This window comes from Microbulbifer sp. ABM4_008, from assembly GCF_056311705.1.
The window spans coordinates 952,360-963,850 of sequence record NZ_CM149970.1 but is presented as its reverse complement, the minus strand read 5'-3'; the positions used below and the strand labels follow the sequence as shown (position 1 = coordinate 963,850).

15 protein-coding genes are annotated in these 11,491 nt (G+C 50.6%); 12 read left to right on the top strand and 3 right to left on the bottom strand.

Going from position 1 to position 11,491, the window contains the following annotated elements:
- Positions 1-8: 8 nt before the first annotated feature.
- Together ACYX4J_RS04210 and ACYX4J_RS04205 are read right to left on the bottom strand one after the other, a co-directional pair.
- A complete protein-coding gene (locus ACYX4J_RS04210; protein WP_444896351.1) occupies positions 9-242 on the bottom strand; it encodes a BolA family protein in 234 nt (77 codons plus the stop codon).
- 87 nt (positions 243-329) lie between these two features.
- On the bottom strand, positions 330-983 hold the full coding sequence (locus tag ACYX4J_RS04205; protein WP_476177957.1) for an MlaC/ttg2D family ABC transporter substrate-binding protein: 654 nt from the start codon (positions 981-983) through the stop codon (positions 330-332).
- A 410-nt stretch (positions 984-1,393) separates the two neighbouring features.
- Between ACYX4J_RS04205 and ACYX4J_RS04200 the strand changes: the two genes are divergently transcribed.
- The 12 genes from ACYX4J_RS04200 (at position 1,394) to yjgA (ending at position 10,823) form a co-directional block, all read left to right on the top strand.
- Positions 1,394-2,365, top strand: a complete 972-nt coding sequence (locus ACYX4J_RS04200) for a KpsF/GutQ family sugar-phosphate isomerase (RefSeq protein ID WP_476177956.1) — start codon at positions 1,394-1,396, stop codon at positions 2,363-2,365.
- 95 nt (positions 2,366-2,460) lie between these two features.
- A complete protein-coding gene (locus ACYX4J_RS04195; RefSeq protein WP_476178644.1) occupies positions 2,461-2,997 on the top strand; it encodes a KdsC family phosphatase in 537 nt (178 codons plus the stop codon).
- Positions 2,997-3,563, top strand: a complete 567-nt coding sequence (lptC, locus tag ACYX4J_RS04190) for an LPS export ABC transporter periplasmic protein LptC (protein ID WP_476177955.1) — start codon at positions 2,997-2,999, stop codon at positions 3,561-3,563. The genes ACYX4J_RS04195 and lptC overlap by 1 nt, the downstream gene beginning before the upstream one ends.
- Positions 3,550-4,107, top strand: coding sequence for a lipopolysaccharide transport periplasmic protein LptA (lptA, locus tag ACYX4J_RS04185; protein ID WP_476177954.1), 558 nt, complete (start codon positions 3,550-3,552; stop codon positions 4,105-4,107). Before lptC ends, lptA begins: the two co-directional genes overlap by 14 nt.
- Before the next feature lie 92 nt (positions 4,108-4,199).
- Positions 4,200-4,925 carry an LPS export ABC transporter ATP-binding protein gene (gene lptB, locus ACYX4J_RS04180; RefSeq protein ID WP_444940945.1) on the top strand — a complete coding sequence of 242 codons (726 nt, stop codon included), beginning with the start codon at positions 4,200-4,202 and terminating at the stop codon, positions 4,923-4,925.
- Positions 4,926-5,119: 194 nt separating this feature from the next.
- On the top strand, positions 5,120-6,586 hold the full coding sequence (locus ACYX4J_RS04175; protein ID WP_476177953.1) for an RNA polymerase factor sigma-54: 1,467 nt from the start codon (positions 5,120-5,122) through the stop codon (positions 6,584-6,586).
- A gap of 197 nt (positions 6,587-6,783) precedes the next feature.
- Positions 6,784-7,074: a ribosome hibernation-promoting factor, HPF/YfiA family gene (gene hpf, locus ACYX4J_RS04170; RefSeq protein WP_108734230.1), complete on the top strand. Its 291-nt coding sequence runs from the start codon at positions 6,784-6,786 to the stop codon at positions 7,072-7,074.
- Positions 7,075-7,077: 3 nt separating this feature from the next.
- Positions 7,078-7,539 (top strand): PTS IIA-like nitrogen regulatory protein PtsN, encoded by a 462-nt coding sequence (gene ptsN / locus ACYX4J_RS04165; protein WP_444958468.1) that lies wholly within the window; start codon positions 7,078-7,080, stop codon positions 7,537-7,539.
- Between the two features lie 105 nt (positions 7,540-7,644).
- The gene (rapZ, locus tag ACYX4J_RS04160; RefSeq protein ID WP_476177952.1) at positions 7,645-8,505 is read left to right on the top strand and encodes an RNase adapter RapZ; all 861 of its coding nucleotides are present in this window, start codon (positions 7,645-7,647) and stop codon (positions 8,503-8,505) included.
- Between the two features lie 19 nt (positions 8,506-8,524).
- A complete protein-coding gene (locus tag ACYX4J_RS04155) occupies positions 8,525-8,794 on the top strand; it encodes an HPr family phosphocarrier protein (RefSeq protein WP_444907482.1) in 270 nt (89 codons plus the stop codon).
- A gap of 99 nt (positions 8,795-8,893) precedes the next feature.
- Positions 8,894-10,261: a magnesium transporter gene (gene mgtE / locus ACYX4J_RS04150; RefSeq protein ID WP_413663049.1), complete on the top strand. Its 1,368-nt coding sequence runs from the start codon at positions 8,894-8,896 to the stop codon at positions 10,259-10,261.
- 46 nt (positions 10,262-10,307) lie between these two features.
- Positions 10,308-10,823 (top strand): ribosome biogenesis factor YjgA, encoded by a 516-nt coding sequence (gene yjgA / locus ACYX4J_RS04145; protein ID WP_444958469.1) that lies wholly within the window; start codon positions 10,308-10,310, stop codon positions 10,821-10,823.
- Positions 10,824-10,882: 59 nt separating this feature from the next.
- Here yjgA and msrB read toward each other — a convergent pair whose 3' ends face one another.
- Positions 10,883-11,425 (bottom strand): peptide-methionine (R)-S-oxide reductase MsrB, encoded by a 543-nt coding sequence (gene msrB / locus ACYX4J_RS04140; RefSeq protein WP_444958470.1) that lies wholly within the window; start codon positions 11,423-11,425, stop codon positions 10,883-10,885.
- Between the last annotated feature and the right edge of the window lie 66 nt (positions 11,426-11,491).

Genomic DNA, 11,491 nt, shown 5'->3' with positions numbered 1-11,491 from the left:
ATGGCAAGTTAACGACTGGCTTCTTCTGGAGTCAGAGTCTGCATTTGCACGGCATGCAAGGTGCCATCGGCGATTTTTTCACCAAGAGCGGCATAGACAAGCTGTTGCTTTTTTAAACGACTCAGACCCTCAAAGGAACTGCTCACTACAGTGACCATCAGGTGACTACCTTCAAAAGCCACTTCAACAGTACTATCGGGAATTTGCCCTTCGATTAGGGCCTTGATTTCGTCTGGTTGCATAGGAGGGACTTGCGATTGGTTAAAAACAGCACGCAAGTGTACTTGAATCAAGCGGAGTGCGCAGCTACGCACTCCAAAGTTCGCGGATCAACTCACTTTATTTGCGGCATCGTCTGCCGCTGACCAATTAGAAATCACCTTGTCGATGTCCCCATAAGTCTGCATTGACTGCGAGAACTGACTGCGGAAAGTCTTACCCAGGTTGACCCCATTCAGAATCACATTGATCAACTTCCACTGGCCTGCCCGATTGCGCACCAAGGTATACGAAACTTTTGTTATACCCTCTTTGCTGCGAACTTCCTGCAGCACATTTACACGATTACCTTGAGGTGTGGTGCCGGGATTGACCACTTTTACATCCAGGTCGCCAAAATTTGCCACGCCGCGAGCAAATGTCGCTACAAGATCGCGACGAAAAGCATCCGTAAAGCGAGAGCGTTGGTCGGCAGTCGCCTGCTTGGCATAGCGCCCCATTACACCGCGAGCGATAAAGTCAAAATCAACAACCGGATTCAGCACCCCCTCAACAGCGCTGTAGTATCTTTGCGGGTCCGAATTAGCATACTGAGCACTGGTACGAATTACCCCCAATAGCTCGTCGGAAACCCCTTTAATCATTACATATGGATTTTGGGCCGCATTGGCTGCAGGCACCACTGTAGACACAAAAACAACACAAAGCGCAAATCTAATCCACCGCGACAAACCGTTTTGGCCAATCCAAAATGATGCGTTCACAAATTATCTCCAGTTAGCAAATCATTCCTTGGACGCATATGACAGAATTTAGTGCCATAGCAATACCACATATCAACCTTCCCGCAGCCCAACTGAGAGTGTGTCGATCATCCATTGAGTGACATAGCTGACAGCGGAGACGGCAAACTATACCATGGCCGCACCCGGCAGTGTGGCGGTGTACGAGCGTGTCATTTGAAACGTCCAGAAAGCATGCTGCTTTTCCCTCCGCCAGCAGCCCGCTAATATAGATTAGCACGACAGCAAAAAGGGCAAGCTCCCTTCATTTAATGGACTCTTATGACAAAAAGTATCCACGCTGTCAGATAAGCAAACATCAAGACTGTCGCATAATTAGACAGTTTTATGGCAACTTTTAAAAAGCACTAGTAAGCGATTCGAGGCAGTTGATGACACAGGATCTAATTTTGGAAGCTGGGCGACGTACCGTCCGCATGGAAGCTGACGCCGTAGCAGCACTGGAAAACAGAATAAACGAAGAATTCCAGCAAGCCTGTGAATTGATTATGCAATGTCGTGGCCGCACAATTGTTACCGGCATGGGCAAGTCAGGACATATTGGCCGCAAGATAGCCGCTACCCTTGCCAGCACTGGCACACCAAGCTTTTTTGTTCACCCCGGCGAGGCGAGTCACGGCGATCTCGGTATGATCACACGAGATGACGTTGTCATAGCCATATCAAACTCTGGCTCCTCCGCTGAAGTCCTCACGTTACTGCCGCTATTAAAACGCTTAGGTATTCCACTTATTAGCATGGCAGGCAAAACCGACTCTCCCCTCGCTCAGGCCGCAGAAGTTAATTTAGATATTTCTGTAGAAACAGAAGCCTGCCCCCTCAACCTTGCGCCTACCTCTTCAACAACTGTCACTCTCGTGATGGGAGACGCCCTTGCGGTCGCTTTACTCGAGGCTCGCGGCTTTACCGCCGAAGACTTTGCCTTCTCTCACCCCGGTGGTGCACTCGGGCGCAGGCTTTTACTGAAAACAGAAGATGTAATGCATGTCGGCAACGAACTTCCTCAAGTAACACCAGAGACATTACTATCAAAAGCCCTACTTGAGATGACTAGTAAAGGCTTTGGTATAACGACTGTAGTGAACGACGAAGGTGAACTGCTCGGGGTATTTACCGACGGAGATTTACGCAGGGTAATCGATCAAAAGATTGAGCTAGATAAAGCAATAATGGCAGAAGTCATGAGCCGCCGCCCCAAAACGGTCTCCACCGACACACTGGCAGCTGAGGCGTTACGAATTATGGAGGATTACAAAATTACTGCTCTAGTTGTAGAGGATGAAACACATCACCCGCTTGGTGTTCTTCATATGCACGATATTCTACGTGCCGGTGTTATTTGAAAGATAATGTAAAATGCGCGGAATAGGCCGCGCAACTTCAAAATGAAAAGCTTGTATTCGCGCGCAACAGTAAGTTTATAGGAATAACCCTAGTGATCCATGAGCAATTATTAAACGACTCCCTTAGAAAGGTACGCTGGCTTATATTAGACGTCGATGGCGTCCTTACAGACGGCAGACTTTATTTTGACAACAGTGGCAACGAACTCAAAACGTTTAATACCCTAGACGGTCACGGCATTAAGATACTACAAAATTCCGGAGTTCGTGTAGCAATCATAACTGGTCGACGCAGTAACGTGGTAGAACGCCGCGCACACGACTTGGGAATCAATAAATTAATCCAGGGCCGGGAAGATAAGTTTGCCGCCCTACAGGAACTGCTCTCCGAAGAGTCCTGCCGCCTGGAAGATATCGCGTATGTAGGTGACGATTACCCCGATCTATTGGTTATGACCAAAATTGGATGCCCTATTGCCCCACCCAATGCTGCTCCACCTGTGCGAGAACGGGCTTTATGGGTCACTGAAGCTCGTGGTGGTGAGGGGGCTGTGCGTGAAGTCTGCGATCGCATTATGATTGCGCAAGGAACCTTTGACGCGGCACTCGCCCCGTATATTGGAGAAATGTAATGCGCTCCTGGTTGCCTCTCATATTGGTCATCCTGCTCATCAGTGCGGGGCTCTGGTTTTCCGAGAGTCCACCTGAACAACTTCTGAGCAAAAGGCCCACCCCGCAGCAGCAAAATCGTGCTGCTGATCTTATTATAAAAGGGGCCGAAACCCGCCACTTTGACCAGACAGGCAATCTTGCTTATCGCGTAGACGCAGAACAAATTACCTATTTTCAATTTAAAAGGCGAGACCGTGCCAACCTGGAAGAACCGCGCATGCTGTTCTATGAGAACGACCAACCTAAGTGGGCAGCTCGCTCCAGGCGCGGAATCGCCTTTAATCGTGGTGAACGCATTGAGCTCGACAGCAAGGTTCAGGTTGATGAACTCCCCACCCCGGATGGCATCCAACTAAGAACGTCACGGCTTACAATCTTCCCTGACAGGGAATTCGCCGAAACCGACAAAGTTGTTACTATTAGCTCCGGCCCCAACCAAACTGAAGGAACGGGCATGCGTGCTTACCTGAAAGAAAACCGGATGGAAATCCTATCCGATGTGAAGAGTAGCTATGACACCCAATAACCGCCACCTCCCAATCTTGAAGGCACTCGCTGCAATTACATTGGCAGCCCTTGCTGCTACAGCACAAGCACTACCCGATGACCGGGCCCAGAAAATATCTGTAGGCTCGGACTCCATGTCAGCCGACCGCGCAAACAACCTGGTGGTTTATACCAACAATGTAGTCATCACCCAGGGCTCTCTGAAAATCAAGGCAGACCGGGTGGAAGTCTACTTTACCGCAAGCGATGAAATCAGCCGGGTTATCGCTGTGGGTCGCCCAGCGCACTTCCAGCAACGGATCTTGGATAGTCAAGAGCCTGTAAAGGCTCATGCTGAACGAATAGAATACGCAATCAGCTCTGAAGAGCTACAGCTCACCGGGCAAGCTTATATCGATCGCGATGGCAACACCCTAACTGCGGAGAAAATCGACTACGATCTCGCAACTGAGCAAATGAGCGCTCGCAGCCAGCCTGGCCAAGGCAGAGTTGAGATGATCTGGAAACCTGAGAGCACAGAAGCCAGCGAGCCTGCTGAAGCTAATACCGACACAGACCAGTAGTTCACCCAAGTTTCAATGCCTGTAAAACAGCGCTATTTACAATGATGTAATCCGCTGCCCCTCTCGGCCGCGGTTAGATTTCAGGACTCATTATGCCAACGCTACAAGCGTTACACCTCGCCAAACAATATAAGAAAAGAAAAGTTGTCCAAGATGTCTCTGTCAGCGTCTCAAGTGGACAGGTCGTTGGCTTACTTGGCCCCAACGGAGCTGGGAAAACCACCTGCTTCTATATGATCGCTGGGCTGGTGCAGGCCGATGCCGGGCAAGTCCTGATCGACAACGAAGATATTACTCGCCTGTCAATGCACGGGCGCGCCCGCAAAGGAATCGGCTACCTGCCCCAAGAGGCCTCTGTTTTTCGACGACTGTCAGTGCGTGACAATATTCTCGCAATCCTCGAAACCCGAAAAGGGCTCAATCGTACAGAGCGCGAAGAACAGGCCCAGGAGTTGCTCGAAGAGTTCAACATTACACACATTGAAAACAGCCTAGGAATGGCTCTATCCGGCGGAGAGCGACGCAGGGTAGAGATTGCACGAGCCCTGGCTACAGACCCAAGCTTTGTCTTGCTCGATGAACCTTTTGCTGGTGTAGACCCTATTTCAGTGAACGATATCAAACACATTATTCGCCACTTGCGGGACAGGGATATTGGCGTCTTGATCACAGACCACAACGTGAGAGAAACCTTGGATATCTGTGAAACCGCTTATATCGTTAGCGAGGGACATATTATTGCCTCAGGCACGCCCGATGATGTCCTCGCTAACCAGCAAGTGCGCGAAGTCTATTTGGGACACGAGTTCACCATTTAATGGCAAATGATGACAGGCGTAACTAAATAGGTAAAATTTCGAAAAACATATCACACTTCAGATAGAAATCGACCTCCTGGCAGGCAATAGTCGGCATGCTTATTGCTTGTAATAGTTTGAGGGCCAAGGTAGTCTGCGCCATCTCGGGTTAATTTTGACGAACCCTTTGTCGCACTGGCCTGCAACTTTAAATTATGAAGCAGTCTCTCCAGCTCAAACTCGGCGCACAGCTAACTATGACCCCCCAGTTGCAGCAGGCAATACGCCTCCTGCAGCTCTCCACACTAGATTTACAGCAAGAAGTCCAGGCAGCCCTCGACAGCAACCCGATGCTGGAAGCTGAGGGTGAAGATCTGGCTCAACAAGCAACAGCCAATACCGAGAGCAACGCACAACAAGAGCCTCCAGCCGCTGTAGGGGAGGATTTAAACCACGCAGCCGCTGAGGAAAAAGAGCTTGGTGATTCCGACTGGAACCAGGATATTCCAACAGAGCTGCCCGTTGATTCTCACTGGGACGACATTTACAGCAGCTACAGTGGTCCCGCCGAGGGCGACGACCCCAATTTTGAGCGCAACTCTTCCACCGACACACTTCAAGACCACTTGCGCTGGCAATTAAACCTGACAGCACTTTCCAGTCACGATAAATGGATCGGCGAGCACCTTATTGACGCCATCGACCCAAACGGTCTCCTCAATACCACCGTTGATGACGTGGCCAACTCCCTTCAGCTCGAAGAAGATGAGGTAGTTGCAGTCCTTAAAGCTGTACAACAATTCGAACCCGCTGGCTGCGGGGCCAGAAGCCTCCAAGAGTGCCTTCAACTCCAGCTCAAGCAGCTACCAGCGGAAACTCTGTGGCTAAACGAAGCGCAGACCATCATTGAGCGCCACTTGGAATTACTTGGAAAAAGGGATTTCAGGCAACTCACCCGACGCACACGTCTCAACGAAGCCCAGCTCGGCGAAGTAATCCGCCTTATCCAGACACTTACCCCCAATCCAGGTGAGGAGTTCAGCAGGGAACAGCCCGCTTATGTCATTCCCGATATTATTGTGTCCCGCAAGGATCACCGCTGGCTGGTCGAACTCAATCCAGAAATCACTCCAAAGATCCGGATTAATGGCCACTACGCCTCCTTGGTAAAACGGGCGGATAACTCCCGGGAAAACAATTTCATGCGGGATCACTTGCAGGAGGCCCGCTGGTTCTTGAAGAGCCTGCAGAGCCGCCACGACACTCTGCTAAAGGTCGCCACGTCCATTGTGGATAAGCAGCAAGGCTTTTTTGAGGAAGGCCCAGAGGCAATGCGACCAATGGTTCTGGCAGATATTGCTGAAACCATTGGCATGCATGAATCCACCATATCCCGAGTGACCACCCAAAAATATATGCTGACTCCGCGGGGAGTTTTCGAACTCAAATATTTCTTCTCAAGCCACGTCAGTACAGATTCCGGTGAGGATGCGTCATCCACCGCCATTCGAGCCCTGATTCGCAAGCTGATTGACACAGAAGTACCTCGAAAGCCGCTATCAGATAACAAGATCACTCAGGAGCTGGACAAGCAAGGCATCAAGGTTGCGCGCCGAACGGTAGCGAAATACCGCGAATCTATGGGTATCCCCTCCTCAAGTGAGAGAAAGAGGCTCATTTAAGTCACAACCCAAACACAGCCAATTAATCTGACCCCTAACCCACCTCCAGTCATACGCTACTGGCGCCTTCCGCCCCCAACCTGCAACCAAAATCCAAAATTTGAGTGTATCCTTCCATTCTGGCCCACTTCCTAGTAGGGTTGCGACCCGATAGGGGGTGAGCGCCGGCTTGTGATGCACCTTTCAAGGAGAAATCCATGCAGATCAATATTAGTGGCCACCACGTCGACGTTACCTCACCTATGCGCAGCTACTGCGAAAGCAAAATGGAGAAGCTGTCCAGACATTACGACAACATCACCAACGCGCAAGTAATTTTATCCGTCGAAAAACTGATCCAAAAAGCTGAGGCGACGGTACATATAAACGGTCACGACCTCTGTGCTGGATCCGAAGACAGAGATATGTACGCGGCAATTGATGCGCTCACCGATAAGCTGGACCGCCAACTGAAAAAACACAAAGAGAAGTTGCAGAACCATCGCTGAACTATGACACTGGAAGCATTACTCTCTCCCCGCCTTAGCCTTTGCCATCTGGCGGGGAGCAGCAAAAAAAAGCTACTGCTCAATATTGCCCAGGCCATTGCCGAACAATATCCCCAACACGATTCCGATACAGTTTTTAACCAACTGATCGCCCGTGAGCGCCTTGGTTCCACCGGTATCGGCGATGGTGTTGCCATTCCCCATTGCAGGCTGCCCGGCTGTGATAGCCCCATTGGGGTTCTCTGTACCACCCAGCCCGCCATTGATTTTGACTCTGTCGACCGCCAGCCTGTCGATTTGCTATTTACTCTTCTGGTCCCCGAAGATGCTGAGCAGGAACATCTGGATACGCTAGCCGAAATCGCCGCTCTGTTTTCCAGCAGCCAGGTTAGAGATAAGCTAAGGCAAGCACAAAGTAGTGATGAGCTATATGCCCTCGCTATTGATAGTACTGCAGCCGCCTAGAGGAGGTTTTGTTAGTAACTGAGTCTCAGAGCTGACATTCGCCTCGTTGTTCAGGTAGTGCAACAAGCGAAATAATAAAGACTTGATCAAAGAAAAGGGCTCTCCATGCGCTTGGTGATAATTAGTGGACGCTCCGGCTCCGGAAAAAGTTCTGCACTGCAATTACTGGAAGATGTCGGCTTCAATTGTATCGACAACCTTCCCACCAGCCTGCTCCCGGAGCTGGTTAAGAGGGTCAAGGCACAACCGCCAAAAGAAAACACACCTCTGGCCCTGGGTGTCGATGCCCGCAACCTCTGGCAAGACATTAGACAGGCTCCCAGTGTTATTGAGTCCTTGCGCGAGGCAGGGGTTCAATGTGATGTTATCTATCTCGATGCCCGCGAGCCGGTTTTAGTACAGCGATTCAGTGAGACCAGACGGAAGCACCCTCTCAGCAATGATTGCACCCATTTGCTAGAAGCTCTCAATCAGGAAAAAGAGCTGCTCACCCCTATCTCAACCATCGCAGATATGGTTATTGATACCAGCACCCTGAGTTTGCACCAACTGCGTGAACTGATTAAAAATCGTGTTGTTGGAGAACAATCAAACAGCATGGCGATTCTCTTCCAGTCCTTCGGGTTCAAGTATGGGGTTCCTGTGGATTCAGACTTGATTTTTGACTTGCGCTGTCTACCCAATCCCTACTGGGAACCAGCTCTGAGAGAAAAAACCGGTAAGGATATCGAGGTTGCTGAATTCTTGCGCTCTCACCCAGAGACCGCAAAGATGGAGGCTGATATCACCAACTTTTTGGAAAACTGGCTGCCCTCCTACCAGAAAAGTAATTGCAGCTACACCTGTGTCTCTATCGGCTGCACTGGGGGCCGACATCGATCAGTTTATATGGTTGAACAGCTGGTAAAGAAATTTTCCAAAGAGTTTGATAACGTCCAGATACGCCACAGGGAGCAACAAAAATAGATTTTTGTCGAGCAGCGCAATGCAGAAACACCAACTGACCATCATCAATAAACTCGGCTTGCACGCCCGCGCTGCAAGCAAGTTCGCGCAGACTTCCTCCAAGTTCTGCTCCAATATTAAAGTGCATTGCCAGGGTAAAGCCGTAGATGGAAAAAGTGTGATGGCCCTAATGTTACTAGCTGCAGGCAAAGGCACGGAGCTGGAACTGGAAATAGAGGGGACAGATGAAAGTGCCGCCCTGGAAGCTATCAGCACACTGATCTCCGATCGATTCGGCGAAGCTGAATAGAGGCCAGTATACTATTGCCACGAAAAGCTCACTCTAAACATTAAATCGCTAAGCTTTTACATCGCCTCCCAAATCCACCACTAGCAGTAAGGACTTGTTGTGCCCAGCTCTCCCCAAGCCGAAATCAAATTCCGCGCACAGAATCAGCTGGGTGAGCTGTATGCCGCGCTGGATAGCGGTACGGGACAAGAAGTCCGGCGCATGCTCAAGACCCTGACTCCCCAGAGTGTTGCGCAATTGCTGGAGAGCTCTCCACCGCGTATCCGCCAGGTACTTTGGAATTTGGTGGATAGGGAAATAGAGGGTGAGGTCCTGCAGGAACTCACCGACGATGTACGCAGCCAGATCCTCGCCACTATGGATACCGAGGAGATGGTGGAGGTGATGGAAGGCCTGGATGCCGACGACATCGCCGATATACTTCAGCAGCTGCCGGAGCGAGTTGTTGCCGAAGTGCTCTCATCGATGACGGAAACCGACCGCCTCCGGGTTGAAAGTGTTCTCGCCTATGATGAGAACACGGCCGGCGGTTTAATGGATACAGACACCATCTCTGTCCGCCCCAACCTGACTCTCGATGTGGTACTTCGCTACCTTAGGCGCCATGAACAACTACCGGAATCTACCGACAGCCTTTTTGTGATTAACCGGAGGGGCCAATATATCGGTCTCTTGCCACTATCCAAACTTCTCACCACAGATCCATCGGTGACAGTTCGCGAAGTGGTCAATACCGATGTGGAACCGATACCCGCAGATATGCCCGACACTGAAGTCGCGCGCTTGTTTGAGAAATATGATTGGATTACCGCACCAGTAGTCGATGAAGATAACCGCCTGCTGGGGCGAATCACCATTGACGATGTAGTAGATGTTATCCGAGAGGATGCAGATCACTCCCTGATGAGCCTTGCCGGCCTCGATGAGGAGGAAGACACCTTTGCCCCAGTTGGGCGCACTGCTCGGCGTCGGGCCGTTTGGCTGGGTATTAATCTGCTCACAGCTCTGCTTGCCTCCTGGGTGATCAGTTTGTTCCAAAATACCCTGGACAAGGTGGTAGCCCTAGCAGTCCTAATGCCCATCGTCGCCAGCATGGGGGGCGTGGCCGGTAGCCAAACGCTGACAGTGGTCATTCGCGGTATGGCCTTAGGCCAGATAGGACGCAGTAATTTAAGCTGGCTACTTTCCCGTGAGCTGGGTTCGGCGGCACTCAATGCTCTTTTGTGGGCGCTTGTGATGGGCTTGATAACCGCCATGTGGTTTGGCGACATATGGATTGCGGTAATTATCCTTGCCGCCATGATAATCAACCTATTAACCGCCGCACTCGCTGGAGCGATATTACCAGTAGCATTGCGTGCCATGAATATAGACCCGGCACTGGCCGGCGGGGTAGCCCTTACTACAGTCACCGATGTAGTAGGCTTTATGTCTTTTCTGGGCTTGGCCACTTGGTACTTTAGCTAAATCACCTCTGGACCAAGCCCCCTTATTTACCGAAAGCGAATCAAAGATGTACGAATACGACGATTACGATGACGACCTGCCGAAAAGTAAAACTCAGGTCAAAAAAGAAATGCACGAGCTGCAGGATCTCGGCAAGCAACTAACCGAGCTCTCCAAGGCCCAACTGGCTGAAGTCCCCATAGATGAGGACTTGCAGGAGGCTATTGCTACGCTACATCGGATCAAATCCAATGAAGCTCGCCGGCGCCAGATGCAGTACATCGGCAAGTTGATGCGCAGTGCCGACCAAGAGGCGATAGAAACTGTGCTGAACCGCTTTAAAGAGCGAGACCAACAGCACCTGCGTTTCGATAAAATGGCTGAAGACTGGCGCAAACGACTACTGGAAGAAGGCAATAGTGCCCAGGGTGAGTTCTTTGACCAGCATCCCGGTGTCGACCATCAACAGCTGCGCCAACTGATTAGGGACTCCCATCGAGAAATCAAAAACAATAAGCCACCAACCAATCAACGAAAATTATTCCGCTATCTTCGCGACTTCTTTATCCAGGAAGCGGAATAAGGGCTCCGGGCGCTCCAGAGTTAACTGGCTGGCAGCGCCCGCAATCTAGACACCAGAAGTTATTGCGATTTCTTATCCCCAGAAGCCGGCACAAAGTCCAGGGCGAGAGAATTTAGGCAGTAGCGTAAACCAGTGGGCTCCGGGCCATCTTTAAAAACATGCCCCAAGTGTTCCCCGCACTTTGATAACACCTCAGTCCGCTTCAATCCCCAGCTGTAATCGTCCTTTAAGATAATATTTTGTGGGTAGGCAACATCCCAAAAGCTGGGCCAACCAGTGCCCGATTCAAACTTCTGCTCAGAGCTGAAAACCGGTAAACGGCAACCCGCGGTGACATAAATCCCTTTCTCTTTGTTATTCAGAAGCTTGCCACTAAAAGCGGGCTCGGTACCTTTTTTCCAGAGAACCTTATATCGATCCTCTGGCAGGATCTGCTTCCACACAGACTTAGGGATCTGATCGAGATCAGTCCCCTCTGCAATATGCTTTTCAGCTTGAGCGACCGTCATATTCTGGTCGCGCTGATGGTCATCTGCCTCAGAACACGCCGAAAGAGTGACGGCTGCAAAAAGAAGGAGGGGCAATAATGAATGCAACGCCATCTACAGTGCTCCTTTTACAGGGGATCCTCACTAAGATTAGATGGCTATTGCACACTGCCTCTGGAT